Genomic DNA, 18543 nt, shown 5'->3' with positions numbered 1-18543 from the left:
GCACATTAAACGCATCAAATCAACATGATGGTCCAACCGCGCACAGGTCTCATTATCTGTCGGAAGTCGGGGCTATCTGTCGGAGGAAGGCGGGAGATGGTGGAATTTGCTGCAATTTGATGGGTGCGTGCCAACGTCGTCGAGAGACCAGCTTTACTCGGAGCTTCGGAAGGAGGGGGCGACCGACCGGCGGAGGCGCATCCAGAACCGATGAATCGATGATCGCGACGGAACACGGTCGCTCCCGAACCGCGCGCGCCCCTCCCGCACGATTTCTTCGAGAGACAGGAGCCCGAACCGCTCGACGAGGAAGATGGCGATCTCCCGATCGTTTTCGATGCGGGATCGGCGCGGGTGAAGGAAGGTGTCGAGTTTTCCCCGCCGGATCCGATCGGCGGTGGACGATTGCGGACCGTCACCGCCGGAAACGTGTCCTTTTGCTGCGACGCCCGCGACCTTCTCGCCTTCTTGCTGCGCCCGGTCGCCCATTTTGATGCCGGCTGGCTCCTACGCTCACCCGACCCACGGGGTGACGAGGAGTTCGGCCGTTCCCTTCCACTCGTTGGTCTCGCCACCGGTGCCGAGTTCGCTGTTGAGGAGTTTCAGGCCGGCGCTTTCGAGCGAAGGCGGTACGACGAGCAGCGTCGGCTTGATGCCGAGCGGACGGCCGCCGTCGCCGCGCATGTTCTGCATCGCCGCGCGCGCCGCCGCATAGGACGTCGCGTCGAGCGTCTGTTTCGATCCGTAGGCGAGCTGCCACAGGCCGAACCCGGCGTTCGACCGCGCCCGGACGCCGTAGATGTACTCGTCCTTCCAGAAGACGTTGTCGTCATTGTCTTCGGTCAGGGCGGTGAGCTTGTAGGGAAGCCGCTCCTGGAACACCAACGGCTTGATGGCCCGGCTGATGTCGAGAAGGAACCACGGCGTTTCCGAACCGCCGCCGGTGTTCGACATCGACGCGGTGGCACCGCTCGCGTCGGTCACCGGGTGGTCGCTGTCGAAGAAGTACTGCCCGTCGTAGCACTTCGACGTGAAGCCTTCGGCGAGAAGCGAGAACACCAGCTCGTTCGGGTGTTCGGCGGCCGACTTGCCCATCTCGGCCATGATCGGCGAGAAGACGCCGTAGCGATCGTCTTCGATGTCCGTCCGTCCGACCGAGACGGTGTTCTCGAACTTGCGGTTCTGGATGGCGTAGGTCGCCGCCGCAAGGTTCTGGATGAGGCGGTCGCCGACCCATTCGCGCATCTTGGGGAAGGTGCCGAGCCAGCCGTAGGTTTCGGATGACGCCGACGACGGCACCACCATCGCCACCTTGGTGTAGGCGTTGTCGGCGCCGGTGAAGCCCTTGTTGAAGGCGGCGTTGAAGGCGTCGTAGAGCGTCGAGAGATTGGCGCGGTTGATCAACATCGGTCAGGCCCTCGCGGGTTCGGCGAAGGCGCGGGCCTTCACGAGTTCGTCTTCGGTGATGCCCATGCGGCGGCAGATCGACCGTTCGTCGTCGCTCAGGCGAGAGGAGTGTGCGGCCGGTTGGTCCTTCCGCGTGGCGGTCTGCGGGCTGACGATCGCGTTGAACGCCCCTCGCGTCCGGTCGATGAAGGCGTCGAAAGCGGTCTTGTTGACGCTGCACAGCGAGACGCCCCAATCCTTCAGGGCCGGCGGCAGGTTGCCGTTGCGGATCTGAAGCTCGACATGAGACACCGCCGCCTGTGCCGAGACGCCCTGATTGAGGCGGTGCACTTCGGCGACCGTCTGTTCGAAGCGCCGATCGGCACGAACTGCGTCGGGTCCGGCGTCGCCGCCTGCTGAGAGGTGGTGAGATCGCGCAGCTTGGCGAGGATCTCGGCATCGCTGGCGGTGTCGGGGAGACCGAGCGCCTTGCGGATCTCGGTCAGAAGCGCGTCGGGGCTCGACGGGGTCGCGTTCGGGTCCATGGGAGGGGTCTCCGCGCTTGCCAGCGCCGTGAGCTGTTGCAGGTTCGGGTTGTTGGTGAGTGCCGCGCGGACGATGGACCGAACGGTTCCATCCGGCGAATGGACGAAGACGGGCGAGAGGTAGCGGTACTCGCGCTTGCCGAGGTATTCCGCCGCGCGGCCCGTCCACGTCACCCGCCCCCAGATGCCGCTGGCGCGGGATTGAAGGGCGTCGATCCATCCGGCGGCCGGCGCGGGTTGGCCGTTCTTCTCGGCGCGGTCGATCTGGTGGTCGTAGTCGACCGGGATCTGTACCGGACGGCATAGCGCCGGCTCGTCTCGATGACGGCGGCGGCGTCGGCGAGCCGGTACGGCCCGCGTCCGTCTCGGCCGCCGAAGGTCCCGGACGGCATCAGATGGATCCACTGCTCGGTGGAGCCGACGGGCGACGAGGTCATGAGTTCGATCGCCGCCGTGGCGATCGTGTCGGGCGAAGCGGAGCGCGAGGGATCGGTCACGGCCGGCCCCCCTTCGTCGAGGTGCGCGGTGTGGCGTCGGTCAGCCGGTCACGCGCCCGCGCCTTCTCCACTGTGCGGATGTGGATCCCCATGGCGGCGGCGATCTGGGATATGGACTCGCCGCGTGTGCTACGCTCGGCGATCTCTCGGCGACGATCGGAGATGCGGGCGCCGTGGTTCATCGGAACGACGAAGGTCGTCCCGCGGTTGCCGAAGTGGTCCGAGAGTGCGCGTGCCGCCTCGAGGCCGATCGCGGTCACGAGACGGCTTCCTTCGTCGACGGTCCCGGGAACGTAGACCGATTGTCCCCCGAAGGCCTTCACCAGCGCGTCGGCGGCTTCCCGGCCGATCGCTCCGCAGATTTCCACCATCGAGACGTGTTCGACCATGAGTGCCGCCGTTCGTTCGGGTCACCCATCGCCGGCCGGCCACCAGGAGCACCGGCCGGGCGTTCGAGACGCTCTCCGGCGATGGGCATCCCGAATGTGTTCGGGGGCACGAACGAAAGCGCCCCCGAACATGTTCGGGGGCATCATGAAAATCGGTGATCGGCGGCAGATGAGCGTAACCGGAGAACCGGTAGCGGTCCAATCGACTTTCAGAAGGCCGATTAATAGTCGATAAAAGCCCTTGGACCGGGTTCGCCGCTTCTATTTGATCATCCCACAGCGGAGGTGGTCACGGCCGCCTGTGGGGCTTCTCTTCGGATCCGGGTCCAGGCGTGGCGCCGGCGCGGAATTCGGCCTATATTGTTGCGGCACATGTCGTCGCGCCCGCTCAGCGATCGGTGACGTGGAGCGACGGGGCGGGAACGGCCGCCCTAGTCTCGGCGTTGTCCGCCGGATTGCACGGTGATAGGTTCTACCTCGCACGCCGAGGCGCGGACCGATCTCCGATCGGCGAGGTGGAGCGACCGAACCGGATCGGCGGATTCAGGTCTCGACCCACAGAACACCGTCAGCGGACGCTTCAGGGACGCAGCACCCTGCCCACTGCTCGTTCTTCGACCGGCCGTCCTACCTCCTTCGAAACCACTTCTACGTCGATGTTGTCGCCGGGTGTTCGCTCCGACGTGAAGAGGCCCGATCGAAGCGGCGTCTACCGCCGCGACCGGGCCTCTCGCTCTCCCATCGATCGTCACTGTGACTTCGCCCGCCTCCTGCCGATCATCGCCTTGAGGCCGGCAATCGCCTTGGCCGTCGTCGGGCCGTCGCAGAACCGCAGCGCCGAGACGCCGTAGCTGTGCTCGAGCCAATTGTTCAGCTCGTGCTCGTCCTTGCCGTCCGACCACTGGTTCCAGAGATCTCGGATCAGGTCGACCTGTTTCGGCGTCGCCATGCCGGGACGCCGGCCGAAGGTGCGTTGCGTCCACGAGGATCGGAAGCCGCAGGCCGTGAAATAGGCCATGACGGCTTCGAAGCCGGTGCGGTCGAGATCGGCGGCACTCTCGACGCCGCCGATCCGCACGAGGACCGCGCGATAGACCTCTTCCGATAATCCCAGTTGCTTCTTGGCGACATGGACGACGGCGATCTGTCGGGCGGTCGGAATCCGTCGTTGCCGATCGGTGATCCTTGCGGTCATGACGTGAACCGCTCCTTGCGGTTGGCGTTGACGAGGTCTACGGCCCGGTCGAGGTCGTTTTTGATGATGGCCATGAAAAGGGAGTACATTTCGAACAGCTTGCCGTTGTTCTCTTTCATGCTGAAATGATGATGCTGCATTTCCCCGGAAACCCATGTGAGCAGGTCTACTCGGTTGCGGAAATATTCGATGTCGTCGTACAGATTTTCGATTTTCAAGAACGGATCTATGTCGGTGAGTATATTGATGTGCTTGGTCATGGTGTTCTCCCTTCGGTTCGATCAATTCGATATCGTCAGAGGGCGCGACGTCGATCTGTGAGCTTTCGGAGGAATTCGTTCGCGGCTTTCCTGCCACCTTCGAAGCCGATGGCGTCTTGAAGCTGCGAGATACCGATTTGCCGGTCTGCGGAGAGGCCCGCCGCGGCACGAAGAAGCGAGAACAACCGCCGCCATGTGGTCTCGATCGCGTAGGCGATCACCCAGTCGCGCACCGTGGCATCCTCGATCCCCCAGGCGTCGCAGACGGCGGCGATGTCGCCGCGGGTGCGGTCGATGCGATCACGAACCCGGATGCGATCTTCGATCTGGTCGAGTGCAGCTTCGTTGGCGTGGGTTCGCTTGATTGTGTGTTCGTTGCCGATCATGATGATCGGCAGGCCGTACATGTCGTTGTAGTGAAGGAGTTGCCGAAGCGCGTTCAGGTCGATGTTCTGGACTTCGTCGCAGACGACGTATGGGCCTCGATATATTTTTCTGGAATCGAAGCCGAGAGACGTTCCACTATCGGTGCTTCCCCAATTGAGCCAATGTTCGATATCTTTATTGAGCTCATAGGTTGATCTGCCGGTGAGATTAATGTTTAGGACTTTGGCGATGTCCTTGAGCACCGACTACAGGTTCCGTGATGCGGCCGAAAAGACCACATACCGGGCGTCCCTATCCTCGCGCAGGAAGCGCTGAACGATCGTCGTCTTGCCGACGCCGGCCGAACCGGTGAACAAGGCGACCGAACCGGTATCCCGCACGAGACGGATCTTCTCGAGGGTTCGCTCGGCAGTCGGGGTCATGACGAATTCGCCGGCAGGCGTCCGTTTCATCCACGCCTCCTCATGGCCGCGGCAATTTTCTTCGTGATTTCATTGTTATAGTGGTTCTCTTCGTCGATCCGGTCCTGTTCTGCCGCCGCGTCCCGCGTCTTGCGTTCGGCTCTCTCGGCTGTCGTCTCGGTGATGCGTTCGGCGATCCGGGCGGTCTCGTCGGTGAGCCCGATGACGGCGGCGACGGGTGGTGTTGCGATGGCTGGGAGATCGGACACCAGCGCTGCTCGTTCGGCGCGGGGATCGACCGCCGGTACCGAGTGGCGGAGGTCTCGGATCGCCCGCTTCTTCTCGGTGGAGCGCCGTTCGGCCTCTCTCGCACCTTCCGGGTCGAGGAGAGCGAAAGGCCGGTCTTCTTCGGCGAAGCCGATGATCGTTCCGCTTCGGTCCTTGAGAGGGATGGCCGACCACTCGCCGTACTTCGGGATGAGGGCCGTGACCTTGTCACCGTGGAAGGCCAGCAGCTCGCGGCAGGTGTACCGCCGCCCCTTGTGGGTGATCGTGCCTTGGCTGACGGTCTTCTCCTTGGCGTCGGAGAAGGCGATCAGAAGTGCCTTCTGGTCGACCGCGGTCGCGCCCCAGCCGGCGGTGATCGCCTCGTTCCACACCGCCAGCGGAGACTTGCCCGCGAGCGCACCGCGTTGCGGGCGGATTTCGTAGAGGGCGAGCGCGCGAGCGATCTCCTCCCGGAGATCGTCGAACATACCGGGGTAGGGATCGGGATCGCGGCCGACGTTTGCCGTCTTCTTCTTCATGCGGTCGCCGCCGATCCATCCGGGGATCGTGTGGAACACCGTCCGCTCGAGAACCGAGAAGATGCCCTCGATCGGCTTCGCGGCCGCGTTGTAGGGCTTGGCCCGGATGATGTTGGAGGTGCGCTCCGCCCAGGGCGCGACGGTTCCGAGGGTCCGTCGGCCTTCACGGTCGATCAGTTTCAGCGCGTCGTCGACGAATTCGGCCCAGTTGTATTCCGAGCCGTTGTCGAGGTAGAGCGCGCGCGGCGCGCCCCAAGCCCGGACCATCCGGGCGAAGCTGGCGATCACGTCGGCGTTGCGGATGCCGTCGCCCTTCTCCAGGAGGAGCGGGTCGAGCCACACCCGGTTCGTCGCGAGATCGAGCCACGCGACGGCCTTCGGCGTGATTGCCGAATCGTCGTCGCGGCGGATGAGAATGTCGATCGGGTGAACGTCGCCGACGACGACATCCATGGGGAAGAGGCCGCTGCGTGTCCGGCGGATCCGGGGCTTGGCGTCCTCGTGTGCCTTACGATCGGCATCGAAGATGCGAACCTTGCGGTGGATCGCCTCTCGGTCGACGTGACCCTTCGGGATGTGGCAGATGCGCTCGCGCACGACCTGGTCCGGGGAGAAGCCGGCGGCGACCGTCAGGTTCGCGAGCTTCCGTGCGGCGAGCAGGCGGATGTTCGAAGGCGCCTCGCCGGCTTGGACGAGCCCCCGGATGTACTGGCGAAGGTCACGGCCGATGCGCTCCTTCGTCGTCTCTTCGAAGGGCACGGCGGCATCCCATGCGCGGGTGACGACGACGCGCGCGGTACCCGCATCGCGACGCTTCGTGCGGCCGAGCCCCGCCAAGCCGCCGGCCTCTTCGTAGTCCTTCAGACGGCGCAGAACGGACCGCTCGGAGAAGGTCTTCCGTTCGCCGTCTGGCCGCATGTGGCGCCTGCCGGCGATCTCCCGAACGGCGGCTGCTCGCTCGGCGGAGCCCTTCGGATGAGTGAGGGCCGGGGCGATGAGGGCGTGGAGCCAATCGCGCTCGATCTGCGCTCGCATGCCGTGGTTCAACCGGCCTTCGACCGGGCTGCGAAGCGTCTTCAAACATTCTTGGAGATCGGCCGGAAGGCTGTCGACGCTGACCTGATAGGAGGTTCCGGAGCGGCCGCCGCGGCCGTGGACCTCACGGACGACGAGGGTGGCACCGCGCCACTTCATATCACCGCGATTGCAGGCCCGCGTAATGGCCAATTCGATTGCTCGGTCGGTGACGCCGAGTAGTGAGGCGAGAACCTTGGACGGGACGAACTCGGTCATCGCCTGACACCCAAGAGTTCGATGACCATCTGTTGACGTAAATCGTTCGCCCGCCTTCCGAAGCGCTCACCCTTCAATGCCTTTTCCGCAGTCTGTCTATTGACACCGTGCGACTTACACCATGCATTGAGACTGGTTCCGCGCGCCACGAGGGCGGCACGGATGGCGTTGTACAGGTCTGTCCCCGCAAGGGGAGTGAGAGGGAGGGTGCGCTTGAGTTGGTGCATATTGCCGACGATTGCACCTGTTTATGTGTATGTCAACTCCTATCGACGATGCGGAGATCGCGAGCCGGCTGCGTGATATTCTGAAGCTGAAAGGGATATCTCTGCGGGATATCAGTGATGCTTTGGAAATGCCCTATCGCACTGTGCAGAATTATATGACGGGATCGTCTAAAATCCCGGCTACGTTTGTATTCGGTGTGTGTCATATTTTAGATGTTGAGCCGGATTTTTTACTATACGGAGATTTCAAGCCTCAGTATGCAGATTTGCATAGTGCAGTCTTGGAGGCCCTAGATGACTGCGGGTCCATCGCCGGTTACATAGCAGGACCCGGGACAGCGCAAGGGGTTGTGGTCGAGGTCGACGGTGAGAAGTTTCTCTCGTTGGGGTGGCGGTTGGCAGCCGCAGTCTCCGAAGCCTATGACCGGGCTCGCCGTGATAGAATGGCGGTGAAGAGGAAATTGAGCGTGCTGCCCTTCGGCAAGAGGGACCATTCCTCCGAAATTTGATGTTCGCCAATATGTTCGGCAATGGCAGGCGGTGCGCTCCGCCGGTACCAGACTGTTCGCCAATATTCTCTGTGGGATCAATCGCTTCAGAAATCAGTGTCGAATGCTTTGTATCAGCATGAGGTGTTCGCTAAATCGCCGATGAAATATGCAAGATAATTCAGAGATTTACTTTGATCTTGCGACATATAATTCGCGCAGCCCGAATCGCCCCCTCCGACAAATAGCGATGGCGCCCCCAGCGAAGCGGCCGCTCGAGACGCGCACCACCCACCGTGAACGTCATGCGAACACGGACGAGTTTCACTTTTTCGAACAGAATGTTGAGTGCCCCCTTGTCAAATGGAACAAAGCATGTACATTGACTGCGATTGGCAGGCACCGAGCCGCGTGAGATAAGGGAGCTGGACGATGGCACAGGCTTCACTTCGCCTCGTCGAAGGGGACGGTATGGACAGAACCAAGGCTTTGGACGCGGCGCTTCAGCAGATCGAGCGCAACTTCGGCAAGGGCTCGATCATGCGGCTCGGCCAGGGCAAGGTGGTCGAGGTGGAGACCGTCCCGACCGGCTCTCTCGGCCTCGACATCGCGCTCGGCATCGGCGGCCTGCCGCGAGGCCGGATCGTCGAGATCTACGGGCCGGAATCCTCGGGCAAGACGACGCTGGCGCTGCACTGCGTCGCCGAGGCGCAGAAGAAGGGGGGCGTGTGCGGCTTCATCGATGCCGAGCATGCGCTCGACCCGATCTATGCCCGTAAGCTCGGGGTCGATCTCGACGACCTGCTCATCTCCCAGCCCGACGCCGGCGAGCAGGCGCTGGAGATCGCCGACACGCTGGTGCGCTCCGGTGCGCTCGACGTGTTGGTCATCGACTCGGTGGCGGCGCTGACGCCCAAGGCCGAGCTCGAAGGCGAGATGGGCGACAGCCTGCCGGGTCTGCAGGCACGCCTGATGAGTCAGGCGCTGAGGAAGCTCACCGCCTCGATCTCCAAGTCGAAGACCATGGTGATCTTCATCAACCAGATCCGCCAGAAGATCGGCGTGATGTTCGGCAATCCCGAGACCACGACCGGCGGCAACGCGCTCAAGTTCTACGCCTCGGTGCGTCTCGACATCCGCCGCATCGGCGCGATCAAGGATCGCGACGAGGTGGTCGGCAACCAGACCCGCGTCAAGGTGGTGAAGAACAAGATGGCGCCTCCGTTCAAGGAGGTGGAGTTCGACATCATGTACGGCGAAGGCGTCTCCAAGGTCGGCGAGTTGGTCGATCTCGGGGTCAAGGCCGGCGTGGTCGAGAAGTCGGGCTCGTGGTTCTCCTATTCGAGCCAGCGCATCGGCCAGGGGCGCGAGAACGCCAAGCAGTTCCTGCGCGACAATCCGGCGGTCGCCGGCAAGATCGAGACGGCGATCCGTCAGAACGCCGGGCTCATCGCCGACAAGATCATTCCCACCGGTACGGCGGAAGACGAGGACGGTCCGGTCGAGGACTGAGCCATCCGGCGATCGGCGGCGCGCGGGACGGGGGTTTCCGCCGCACGCGGTGCGAACCGGTCCGGATCGACGAGGCGGCGGGGGTGACCCCGCCGTTCGCGTTCGTGCCTCGACAAGGGGGAAGCGACAGGGGGAATGTCGGTCCGGGGCGCGTCGGGCGCCGAGGGTGATCGCCCGTCGACCGAGGATGGCGTGGGCGGTCGGTCGCACCGGGTGGGTGGCGCCCGTTCGGCGGGAAATCCGGCCCGGCGCCGGAGGACCGGCGGTCGCCACGGTTCCCCGGTGCGGCGGCCGCCCCTTCGGGTCGGCTCGCCCTGACGCAGGGAGGGGGAGCGACGATCGGCCGGGCGACATCGGGGTCTGCCGCGGTGCAGCGGAAATCGCTCGGCGGGCGGGCGGAAAGGCGCGCTTTCCGTGGACATGCGACGGATTGGTCGATAGAACCTCGGGGCTCATCCCGAGGAGAGGTTTCGGTACGATCATGAGTGGCGTCAACGAGATCCGCGCGACATTCCTGGACTACTTCGCGAAGAACGGCCACGAAGTGGTGCCGTCGTCGCCGCTGGTGCCGCGCAACGATCCGACCCTGATGTTCACCAATTCCGGCATGGTTCAGTTCAAGAACCTGTTCACCGGGATGGAGAGGCGCGACTATTCGACCGCCACGACGGCGCAGAAGTGCGTCCGGGCCGGCGGCAAGCACAACGACCTCGACAACGTCGGCTACACCGCGCGCCACCACACTTTCTTCGAAATGCTGGGGAATTTCTCCTTCGGCGACTATTTCAAGGATCGGGCGATCGAACTCGCCTGGAACCTCGTCACCAAGGAATTCGGCCTCGACGCGAAGCGTCTGCTGGTCACGGTCTACTCGGAAGACGACGAAGCCTACGATCTGTGGAAGCGCATCGCCGGTCTCTCCGACAACCGGATCATCCGCATCCCGACCTCGGACAATTTCTGGCAGATGGGCGACACCGGTCCGTGCGGTCCGTGCTCGGAGATCTTCTTCGATCACGGCGAGCACATCTGGGGCGGCCCGCCGGGCTCGGCCGAGCAGGACGGCGACCGTTTCATCGAGATCTGGAACCTCGTGTTCATGCAGTTCGAGCAGTACGGCGACGGCACGCGTACGCGTCTGCCGCGGCCGTCGATCGACACCGGCATGGGGCTGGAGCGCGTCGCGGCGGTGCTGCAGGGCGTCCACGACAACTACGACATCGATCTGTTCAAGGCGCTGATCCGCGCCTCGGTCGAGTTGACCGGCGTGGCGGCGGAGGGGGATGCGCGCGCCAGCCATCGGGTGATCGCCGATCACCTGCGCGCCGCTTCCTTCCTCATCGCCGACGGTGTGCTGCCGTCGAACGAGGGTCGCGGCTATGTCCTGCGTCGCATCATGCGGCGCGGCATGCGCCATGCGCATCTGCTCGGCGCGCGCGATCCGCTGATGTGGCGTCTGGTGCCGGGTCTGGTGCGGGAGATGGGACGTGCCTATCCCGAACTGGCGCGTGCCGAGGCGCTGATCACCGAGACGTTGCGGCTCGAGGAGACGCGGTTCCGCAAGACGCTGGAGCGCGGTCTCGGGCTCCTCGACGAGGCGACGACCGGCATGCTCGAAGGCGACATGCTCGACGGCGAGACGGCGTTCAAGCTCTACGACACCTACGGCTTCCCGCTCGATCTGACACAGGATGCGCTGCGCCGGCGCGGCATCGCGGTCAATCTCGACGGTTTCCAGGACGCGATGGCGCGGCAGAGGGCGGAGGCGCGCGCCTCCTGGGCCGGGTCGGGCGAGGCGGCGTCGGCCGCCGTCTGGTTCGCCATCAAGGAGAAGGTCGGCGCCACCGAATTCCTCGGCTACGACACCGAAGCGGCGGAGGGCGCGATCGTCGCTCTGGTCGCGAACGGCGTCGAGGCGGCGTCGCTGGAGACCGGCGCGGAAGGCGCGATCGTCGTCAATCAGACGCCGTTCTATGCGGAGTCCGGCGGTCAGATCGGCGACACCGGCGTCATTCTCGGCGACGGCTTCCGCTTCCGCGTCACCGATACGCGCAAGGAAGGCGAGGGCGTCTTCGTTCATGTCGGTGTGGTCGAGGCGGGGCCGATCGCGGTCGGCGCCACGGTGAAGCTGACGGTCGACGGCGAACGCCGCGGCTCCATCCGCGCCAACCATTCGGCGACCCACATCCTGCACGAGGCGCTGCGCGAAGTGCTCGGCGACCACGTCGCCCAGAAGGGTTCGCTGGTCAACGCCGACCGGCTGCGCTTCGACTTCTCGCATCCCAAGCCGATGACGGCGGAGGAGCTGGCGCGGGTCGAGGAGATCGCCAACGACGTGGTGCTGCAGAACGCCGAGGTCACGACGCGGCTGATGAGCCTGGACGACGCCCAGGCGTCGGGGGCGCGCGCCCTCTTCGGCGAGAAGTACGGCGACGAGGTGCGGGTCGTGGCGATGGGCCGGCAGAGTGACGGCAATCGCGCCGGGCGCGCCTTCTCGGTCGAATTGTGCGGCGGCACCCACGTACGGCGCACCGGCGACATCGGCCTCGTCTCGGTGGTGATGGAGAGCGCGGTGGCGGCCGGTGTGCGCCGGCTCGAGGCGCTGACGGCGCGCGGTGCGCGGCGCCATCTCGTCGAGCAGGACAAGCGGGTGCGCGATCTGGCGGCGTCGCTCAAGGTCCAGCAGGCCGACGTGGTCGGCCGCGTCGAGACCATCGCCGACGAGCGGCGCAAGCTGGAGCGCGAGCTGACCGAAGCGAAGAAGAAGCTCGCGATGGGCGGTGGGGCCGGAGCGGCGGTCGAGGCGGTGCGCACCATCGGGGCGACCGAGTTCGTGCCGCGGATCGTCTCCGGTGTGGCGCCGAAGGACCTCAAGGGTCTTGTCGACGAGGCGCGCAACGGCTTCGCCAACCGGGTGGTGGTGCTGATCGGACGCTCGGACGACGGCAAGGCGGCGAGCATCGTCGTCGGCGTGACGCCCGATGCGGTGGCGGCCAACAATGCAGTCGATCTGGTGCGCGTCGCGGCCGAAGTGATGGGCGGCAAGGGCGGCGGCGGCCGGCCGGACATGGCGCAGGGCGGCGGCCCGGACGGCACCAAGGCGGAAGCGGCGATCGAAGCGATCGCCGAGCGTATCCGGCAGGCCGCGGGCGTCTGATCGCCCGTCGGTCCGTCGGGCGGGAGGAAAGGGAGGCGATGCCGGCTCCGTCGGGATATCGAGCGTGGAAACATCGGATCTTCGAGATCCTCGAAGTGCCGCCGCTCGGCGACGGCGTCGCGCTCTTCGTCGACCGCGCCATCGTCTTCCTGATCGTCCTCAACGTCTTCGCCGTGGTGATGGAGACGGTGCCGGGTTACCGGCAGAGCTACGGCGGGATCTTCCTGTCGGTGGAGATCGGCACGGTCGTGCTCTTCGCCATCGAATATCTGGCGCGGGTGTGGATCTCGGACGAGCACGTTCCGCTCAAGCGCTACGGGCGGATCGGGGCGCGGTTGCGCTACGTCTTCACGCCCTGGGCGATCGTCGATCTGATGGCGGTGGCGCCGACGCTGGTCGGCTTCGCCTTCGGCGTCTTCGACGTCAACGTGCTGGTGGTCTTCCGCCTGCTGCGCTTCCTCAAGCTGGCGCGCTACTCCGCCGGCATGAGTTCGCTGATCAATGCCGTCGCCTCCGAGCGGCGGGCGCTCTTCGCCTCCGGCGTCATCATGGCCGGTCTGGTGGTGACCGCGGCGTCGCTGATGCACTGGATCGAGGGCGAGATCCAGCCGGACAAGTTCGGTTCGATCCCGCTCGCCATGTACTGGGCGGTGACGACGCTGACGACCGTCGGCTACGGCGACATGGTGCCGGTGACCCCCGGCGGGCGGGCGCTCGCCGGCGTGGTCATGCTCTTCGGCTTCTGCATGTTCGCCTTGCCGGTCGGTATCATCGCCACCGCCTTCGCGCGCGAGATCCACAGCCGCGACTTCGTCGTCACCTGGTCGATGGTGGCGCGGGTGCCGTTGTTCTCCGAGCTCTCCGCTTCGGAGATCGCCGACGTGATGCGGCTCCTCAGGGCGCAGACTGTAGAGGCCGGCACCATCGTCACGGCGGCGGGCGAGCCGGCGCATTCGATGTATTTCATCGCGGCAGGCACGGTGGAGATCCAACTGCCGCGCGATCGGTTGCGGCTCGGCGAGGGGCAGTTCTTCGGCGAGATCGCGGTGCTGAGGAAGGCGCGGCGATCGGCCGACGTGGTGGCACTCACCCATTGTCGGCTGCTGGTGCTCGACGCCGAGGACCTCCACTACCTGATGCAGAAGAAGAGCAGCGTCGCCGCCCACATCCGCGCCGTGGCGCGCGAGCGGGTGGCGCGCGAAGCGGTGACGCCGCGCGGCGACATCGCGCTCGAAGAGGTCGATGAGACGCGCGGCGGTCCCGACGACTGGATCTGACGCCGAGCGAGGGCCCGATGGTGCCGATTCCTCGTCTTGATCACCCTGGCCGGCCGCATTCGATCAAGCGGCTCAGCCCCCCGACTTCCACACCTGCCCCAGCGCTTCGAACCGGGTCTTCCAGCTCTGGCGTTCGTCGGCGAGGGAGTCGAGGAAGTTGGCGAGGCGGCGGGCCTTGAAGACGGTGTAGAAGGTGATCAGCGCCGAAGGGATCAGTGCCGCGAGGAAGATCCACACCTTGTCGGAGGTGGCGGCGTCGGCCCAGCCGAAGAGGTTCATGCCGAGGAAGCCGGTCGCCAACATGCCGATCTGGCTGAACAGGGTCACCACGGTGAGCTGCAGGATGGTGACGGCCTGACGGCGCAACAGGTCGGTCTCGAGGTAGGAGGCCATATCGTTGATCTCCTCGCGCAGTTCCTGATAGAGGCGCTCGGTGCCGAGGTGGCCCATCCACAGACGGAAGACGTCGCGGATCGTCGCCTGATCGGAGATCTCCGAAAAATAGTAGCGGTGGGTGAAGCGCAGGAAGATCTCGAGCGTGGCGCGGATGTCGTGGCGGAAGCGGCCGACCGAGTCCTTGCGCGACGGATCGAGGCGGCTGACGGTCGCCACCAACCGATCGGAGAGCATCAGCAGCGCCGCCCGGTGGAAGTGGGCGATGAGCCCGGTCAGGAAGAACTGGTGGCGGAACTGGGCGAGGAAGCCGCGTTCCGGGTCGTCGAAGACGGCGCGGCCCGCCTCGCCGACGGCGACGAAAGCCTGTCCGGAGCACATCAGTCGGGTGTCGACCCAGCCGTCGCGGGCCGGTTCGTGGAAGCGGTCGTAGCAGTAGAGTTTTTCGAAATCGGCGAGGAAGGGCTCGGAATAGGGCGTGCGATCGGCCTCGCCGGGGGCGCCGGCGAAGGCGAGACGCATGTGATCGGCGCGGGTGAGGGCGCGGGGATCGTCGAGGGCGAGCCACACCATGATCGGCATGCGGTGGAACTCGAGCTGGCGGTAGCGGGCGAGGCCGCGCGCCTCGCTCTGGTTCGGCACCATCGGTTCGAGCAGATACTCCCAGTGAGCCGAGATGGCGGTGGTCTGGTGGCGGCAGACCGAGGCCATGAACTTGTCGCGCGCCTCGTAGTCGGAGACGCCGAGGACGGCGCCGGCGGCGTCGAGCCATTCGACCTTGCGGAAGCAGTTGGTCGGGGCGCCGTCGGTCTCCCAACCGGCAGGATAGGCGCGGCCGAAGCGATAGACCACGTCCTGCATCTCGGCGAGCGGCAGGTCGCCGCCCTCGATCTCGACCACCAGGATGGCGACGTCGACGTCGTAGAAGAAGTAGAGGTCGACGTGGACGACCCTCAGCGTCAGCGGCTCGGGGAAGCTGCGGCGATGGATGCGAACGGCGTCGACGTCTGTCCGGCGGAAGATGCGGATCGGGCTGTCGCCGTAGGTGGTGCGGCCGGTGCGCGAGGCGCGCTCGCCGTAGAGGAAGCGCTGGACGTGCGGCAGGAAGGCGACGAATTCGCGGTAGTGCCGTTCCTGATAGTGGCGCGGGTCCTCGGGAAAGTCGTCGTCGAGTTCGGTCCAGCGCCGGCCGCCGTCTTCGGCCAGCAGCGGCTCCCAGGGCGCCCGGTCGTCGCCGGTCGGCATCAGTTGCAGCGGCCAGATGACGATCTGGCGAAACGCCTCCACCCGCGGCGTCGCCGCCGCCGCACCCGTCCCGCCCATGGCCGTCCCCTCGAACCCTCGGTTCTTCTTCTCGGGCGAGAGTGTGCCAGGGCGACGATGCGGGCAAGGGCTGCGAAAGGGGAGGATCGGGGTGTGCACCGCCTATCCGGCAGGGGGGATTTTTGCGCGGGCGCTCTCCTGCGCCGGCTCCACCGCCCTTCGGCCACCGACATCGGATCGCTTCCGCCCCCGAAACGACGACACCCCGGAGCGGGCTCCGGGGTGTCTCGTTCTTCGGATCTCGGATCGACCTTCCCGAGGGCTCAGCCCCAGGTGGCCATCTCCTTCTCCATGTTCTCGGCGATCTTGTCGAGGAAGCCGGTGGTGGAGAGCCACTTCTGCTCGGCGCCGACCAGGAGGGCGAGGTCCTTGGTCATGAAGCCGGCTTCCACGGTCTCGACGCAGACGCGCTCGAGGGTGGTGGCGAACTTGGCGAGATCGGCGTTGTCGTCGAGCTTGGCGCGATGGGCGAGGCCGCGGGTCCAGGCGAAGATGGAGGCGATCGAGTTGGTCGAGGTCTCCTTTCCCTTCTGGTGCTCGCGGTAGTGACGGGTGACGGTGCCGTGGGCGGCTTCGGCCTCGACGGTCTTGCCGTCCGGCGTGAGCAGCACCGAGGTCATCAGGCCGAGCGAGCCGAAGCCCTGAGCGACCGTGTCGGACTGGACGTCGCCGTCGTAGTTCTTACAGGCCCAGACGTAACCGCCCGACCACTTCAGCGACGCCGCGACCATGTCGTCGATCAGGCGATGCTCGTAGGTGATGCCGGCTTCGTCGAACTGCTTCTTGAACTCGGTCTCGAAGACTTCCTGGAAGATGTCCTTGAAGCGGCCGTCGTAGGCCTTGAGGATGGTGTTCTTGGTCGACAGATATACCGGCCACTTGCGCATCAGGCCGTACATCATCGAGGCGCGGGCGAAATCGCGGATCGATTCGTCGAGGTTGTACATGGCCATGGCGACGCCGGCGCCGGGGGCCTTGAAGACCTCCTTCTCGATCACCGTGCCGTCCTCGCCGACGAACTTGATCGTCAGGATGCCCTTGCCGGGGAACTTGAAGTCGGTGGCCTTGTACTGGTCGCCGAAGGCGTGACGGCCGACGACGATCGGCTGGGTCCAGCCGGGGACGAGGCGCGGCACGTTCTTGCAGATGATCGGCTCGCGGAAGATGACGCCGCCGAGGATGTTGCGGATGGTGCCGTTCGGCGACTTCCACATCTCCTTGAGGTTGAATTCCTTCACGCGCGCTTCGTCGGGCGTGATGGTGGCGCACTTGATGCCGACGCCGTGCTTCTTGATCGCGTGGGCCGCGTCGATCGTGATCTGATCGTTGGTGGCGTCACGGTTCTCGACCGAGAGGTCGTAATATTCGATCTCGAGATCGAGGTAGGGCAGGATCAGCTTGTCCTTGATCAACTGCCAGATGATGCGGGTCATCTCGTCGCCGTCGAGATCGACGACCGGGTTCGCCACCTTGATCTTCGCCATATGCGCGTCCTCGCTGGAGGCCCCACGGCCCCGGCCCGGGCGCGGGCCGGTCGTCGACCGGGAGCGTTGAATTGTCGCGGGGTCCATATCACGCGAGTGCGAGAAGCGCCAACAATGCCTTCGGAGGATGCGGCGATCAGAGCCGCGTCATCCGATCGACGAGGATGCGTTCGCAGGCTTTGAACAGCAGGTAGGCTGCGAGCGCCCCGATCAGGGTGGCGAGGAGCCCGAGGAGCTGGCGCGCCGCGCCCTCCATCAACGCCACGGTGCCGTGGGCGGCGATGAAGTCGAGGTTGGCCGACAACAGACGGAAGACCTCGACGGTCTGCAGGGAGAACGCGGCGAAGGCGGCGCCCATGATCACGAAGGTCAGGGCGGGATGGAAATGGAGAAGGCGGGCGATGGCCTCGAACATGGGCACCCTCCTGCGGCCGGTGACGGCCGATGAGACATCGGAGCGTCGCCGTGGGCAACCACCCTCGCTCTCGGAGCAGGTGAGGTGGTCGGGATCGAGGCGAAGCGAAACGCGTGGTCACGCAGGGACGGCGGTGACGGCGATCCAGAGGGGCGCGGATCGCCGAGGCGTTTCGTTCGTGCCGCGCCGGTCGGGAGGGACCGCCGCGGCGAGGCCGCGAGAGGAGGGGCGGGTCAGGCCCGGTGATCGAGGCCGGTCAGGAAGCCGCCGAGTTCGTCGATCAGCTTGCGGCTCTCTTCGATCTCCTCGACCAGCGCAGCGCGGCGCGCGGTCAGAGCGGCGACCAGATGGGCGCGGAACTCCTGGGCCCCGAGCCGGTCGCGCAGCGTGAGCAGGGCGGCGATCTCGTCCACGGTGAAGCGGAAGCGGCGGCAGGTGACGATCAGCCCGAGGCGGGCGACGTCCGCGGCATCGAAGATGCGCATGTTGGAGCCGATGCGACGCGGCTTCATCAGGCCCTTCTGCTCGTAGAAGCGGATGGTGCGCAGCGTCACCCCGAACTTCTCGGCCAGTTCGCCGATCTGATAGGGGCGGTTCTCGACGGGGATGAGCTCGGACATGACGAACATGTCGTCGTGGGGCGCGTACACGATGATCGGATCTCCTCTCGGTGCGGAGACGGGGCAGGGGGAACGACCCGTCTCGTCGTCACGGGTATGGCATCGCCGAGAGGCAAATTACAGGTTGTAACCGTTCATTCCGTGAGGGCAAACGGTTGCCCGGAGGTCATGTAACGGTGCCAACATCTTGTTACAAAAGGTGGTTTCTCAAAGTGACGTAGGGCGACCGGGGCCGTCGGAGGGGCGTGCGGGCGCGCATGCCGGCCCGTTTCATCCGGGTCGTAGCGGTTACGTCGACCCGTGGTAACACCAGAGGCCGAAGGTGCCGACGCACCCGGCCTTCGAACACACGCGAATTTCTCATCTGCGTCAGAGGCATGAGAAATTCGCGCCAGGAATACCATCGGTCATTTCCAACGGCCGATGGTATGACGGAGACCTGTGTGCGGATAGGTCTCGACGACCGTCATCTGACGTGATTCACTCAA

Annotated in this window: 18 protein-coding genes; 4 read left to right on the top strand and 14 right to left on the bottom strand. The window is 65.3% G+C overall.

The window, feature by feature from the left end:
* Positions 1-153: 153 nt before the first annotated feature.
* The 10 genes from V7Q42_RS19740 to V7Q42_RS19695 form a co-directional block, all read right to left on the bottom strand.
* Positions 154-489, bottom strand: coding sequence for a hypothetical protein (locus tag V7Q42_RS19740; RefSeq protein ID WP_333825978.1), 336 nt, complete (start codon positions 487-489; stop codon positions 154-156).
* A gap of 24 nt (positions 490-513) precedes the next feature.
* Entirely contained in the window at positions 514-1407 is an 894-nt protein-coding gene (locus V7Q42_RS19735) for a Mu-like prophage major head subunit gpT family protein (RefSeq protein WP_333825977.1), read from the bottom strand.
* Positions 1408-1410: 3 nt separating this feature from the next.
* Positions 1411-1737, bottom strand: a complete 327-nt coding sequence (locus V7Q42_RS19730) for a phage protease (RefSeq protein ID WP_333825975.1) — start codon at positions 1735-1737, stop codon at positions 1411-1413.
* Positions 1647-2336, bottom strand: coding sequence for a phage protease (locus V7Q42_RS19725; protein WP_333825973.1), 690 nt, complete (start codon positions 2334-2336; stop codon positions 1647-1649). The genes V7Q42_RS19730 and V7Q42_RS19725 overlap by 91 nt, the downstream gene beginning before the upstream one ends.
* 88 nt (positions 2337-2424) lie before the next feature.
* Positions 2425-2817: a helix-turn-helix domain-containing protein gene (locus V7Q42_RS19720; RefSeq protein WP_333825970.1), complete on the bottom strand. Its 393-nt coding sequence runs from the start codon at positions 2815-2817 to the stop codon at positions 2425-2427.
* A gap of 748 nt (positions 2818-3565) precedes the next feature.
* Complete coding sequence (locus tag V7Q42_RS19715; protein WP_333825969.1) at positions 3566-4012, bottom strand: regulatory protein GemA; 447 nt, start codon at positions 4010-4012, stop codon at positions 3566-3568.
* Positions 4009-4272: a hypothetical protein gene (locus V7Q42_RS19710; RefSeq protein ID WP_333825966.1), complete on the bottom strand. Its 264-nt coding sequence runs from the start codon at positions 4270-4272 to the stop codon at positions 4009-4011. The genes V7Q42_RS19715 and V7Q42_RS19710 overlap by 4 nt, the downstream gene beginning before the upstream one ends.
* Before the next feature lie 35 nt (positions 4273-4307).
* Positions 4308-4901: a hypothetical protein gene (locus tag V7Q42_RS19705; RefSeq protein WP_333825964.1), complete on the bottom strand. Its 594-nt coding sequence runs from the start codon at positions 4899-4901 to the stop codon at positions 4308-4310.
* A 3-nt stretch (positions 4902-4904) separates the two neighbouring features.
* The gene (locus V7Q42_RS19700) at positions 4905-5111 is read right to left on the bottom strand and encodes a hypothetical protein (RefSeq protein ID WP_333825963.1); all 207 of its coding nucleotides are present in this window, start codon (positions 5109-5111) and stop codon (positions 4905-4907) included.
* Complete coding sequence (locus V7Q42_RS19695; protein WP_333825961.1) at positions 5108-7159, bottom strand: Mu transposase C-terminal domain-containing protein; 2052 nt, start codon at positions 7157-7159, stop codon at positions 5108-5110. Before V7Q42_RS19695 ends, V7Q42_RS19700 begins: the two co-directional genes overlap by 4 nt.
* Before the next feature lie 256 nt (positions 7160-7415).
* Here V7Q42_RS19695 and V7Q42_RS19690 point away from each other — a divergent pair, with 256 nt between their 5' ends.
* The 4 genes from V7Q42_RS19690 to V7Q42_RS19675 all read left to right on the top strand — a co-directional run bounded on the left by V7Q42_RS19690 (position 7416) and on the right by V7Q42_RS19675 (position 13820).
* Positions 7416-7895, top strand: coding sequence for a helix-turn-helix domain-containing protein (locus V7Q42_RS19690; protein ID WP_333825960.1), 480 nt, complete (start codon positions 7416-7418; stop codon positions 7893-7895).
* Positions 7896-8306: 411 nt separating this feature from the next.
* A complete protein-coding gene (recA, locus tag V7Q42_RS19685; protein WP_333825958.1) occupies positions 8307-9386 on the top strand; it encodes a recombinase RecA in 1080 nt (359 codons plus the stop codon).
* Between the two features lie 481 nt (positions 9387-9867).
* On the top strand, positions 9868-12543 hold the full coding sequence (gene alaS / locus V7Q42_RS19680; protein WP_333825956.1) for an alanine--tRNA ligase: 2676 nt from the start codon (positions 9868-9870) through the stop codon (positions 12541-12543).
* A gap of 38 nt (positions 12544-12581) precedes the next feature.
* The gene (locus V7Q42_RS19675) at positions 12582-13820 is read left to right on the top strand and encodes a cyclic nucleotide-gated ion channel (RefSeq protein WP_333825954.1); all 1239 of its coding nucleotides are present in this window, start codon (positions 12582-12584) and stop codon (positions 13818-13820) included.
* A gap of 72 nt (positions 13821-13892) precedes the next feature.
* On the opposite strand, the gene V7Q42_RS19670 is transcribed toward V7Q42_RS19675, so the two are convergent.
* From V7Q42_RS19670 to V7Q42_RS19655, 4 genes are all read right to left on the bottom strand, one after another.
* The gene (locus tag V7Q42_RS19670; RefSeq protein WP_333825952.1) at positions 13893-15536 is read right to left on the bottom strand and encodes a hypothetical protein; all 1644 of its coding nucleotides are present in this window, start codon (positions 15534-15536) and stop codon (positions 13893-13895) included.
* Between the two features lie 263 nt (positions 15537-15799).
* Complete coding sequence (locus V7Q42_RS19665; RefSeq protein ID WP_333825950.1) at positions 15800-17020, bottom strand: NADP-dependent isocitrate dehydrogenase; 1221 nt, start codon at positions 17018-17020, stop codon at positions 15800-15802.
* 136 nt (positions 17021-17156) lie between these two features.
* Entirely contained in the window at positions 17157-17435 is a 279-nt protein-coding gene (locus tag V7Q42_RS19660) for a hypothetical protein (protein ID WP_333825949.1), read from the bottom strand.
* 233 nt (positions 17436-17668) lie between these two features.
* Positions 17669-18085: a MerR family transcriptional regulator gene (locus V7Q42_RS19655; protein WP_333825946.1), complete on the bottom strand. Its 417-nt coding sequence runs from the start codon at positions 18083-18085 to the stop codon at positions 17669-17671.
* Positions 18086-18543 lie beyond the last annotated feature (458 nt).

Source organism: Pinisolibacter sp., assembly GCF_036782435.1.
GTDB lineage: Bacteria > Pseudomonadota > Alphaproteobacteria > Rhizobiales > Ancalomicrobiaceae > CALBKH01.
Note: the sequence above shows the minus strand (reverse complement) of the source record. Positions and strands in the feature narration are given on the sequence as shown.

Excerpts from the sequence above, each read along its gene's own strand:
- V7Q42_RS19740 (WP_333825978.1), bottom strand. The coding sequence starts at position 489 with ATGGGCGACCGGGCGCAGCAAGAAGGCGAGAAGGTCGCGGGCGTCGCA.
- V7Q42_RS19735 (WP_333825977.1), bottom strand. The coding sequence starts at position 1,407 with ATGTTGATCAACCGCGCCAATCTCTCGACGCTCTACGACGCCTTCAAC.
- V7Q42_RS19720 (WP_333825970.1), bottom strand. The coding sequence starts at position 2,817 with ATGGTCGAACACGTCTCGATGGTGGAAATCTGCGGAGCGATCGGCCGG.
- V7Q42_RS19715 (WP_333825969.1), bottom strand. The coding sequence starts at position 4,012 with ATGACCGCAAGGATCACCGATCGGCAACGACGGATTCCGACCGCCCGA.
- V7Q42_RS19710 (WP_333825966.1), bottom strand. The coding sequence starts at position 4,272 with ATGACCAAGCACATCAATATACTCACCGACATAGATCCGTTCTTGAAA.
- V7Q42_RS19700 (WP_333825963.1), bottom strand. The coding sequence starts at position 5,111 with ATGAAACGGACGCCTGCCGGCGAATTCGTCATGACCCCGACTGCCGAG.
- V7Q42_RS19695 (WP_333825961.1), bottom strand. The coding sequence starts at position 7,159 with ATGACCGAGTTCGTCCCGTCCAAGGTTCTCGCCTCACTACTCGGCGTC.
- V7Q42_RS19690 (WP_333825960.1), top strand. The coding sequence starts at position 7,416 with ATGTCAACTCCTATCGACGATGCGGAGATCGCGAGCCGGCTGCGTGAT.
- recA (WP_333825958.1), top strand. The coding sequence starts at position 8,307 with ATGGCACAGGCTTCACTTCGCCTCGTCGAAGGGGACGGTATGGACAGA.
- alaS (WP_333825956.1), top strand. The coding sequence starts at position 9,868 with ATGAGTGGCGTCAACGAGATCCGCGCGACATTCCTGGACTACTTCGCG.
- V7Q42_RS19675 (WP_333825954.1), top strand. The coding sequence starts at position 12,582 with ATGCCGGCTCCGTCGGGATATCGAGCGTGGAAACATCGGATCTTCGAG.
- V7Q42_RS19670 (WP_333825952.1), bottom strand. The coding sequence starts at position 15,536 with ATGGGCGGGACGGGTGCGGCGGCGGCGACGCCGCGGGTGGAGGCGTTT.
- V7Q42_RS19665 (WP_333825950.1), bottom strand. The coding sequence starts at position 17,020 with ATGGCGAAGATCAAGGTGGCGAACCCGGTCGTCGATCTCGACGGCGAC.
- V7Q42_RS19660 (WP_333825949.1), bottom strand. The coding sequence starts at position 17,435 with ATGTTCGAGGCCATCGCCCGCCTTCTCCATTTCCATCCCGCCCTGACC.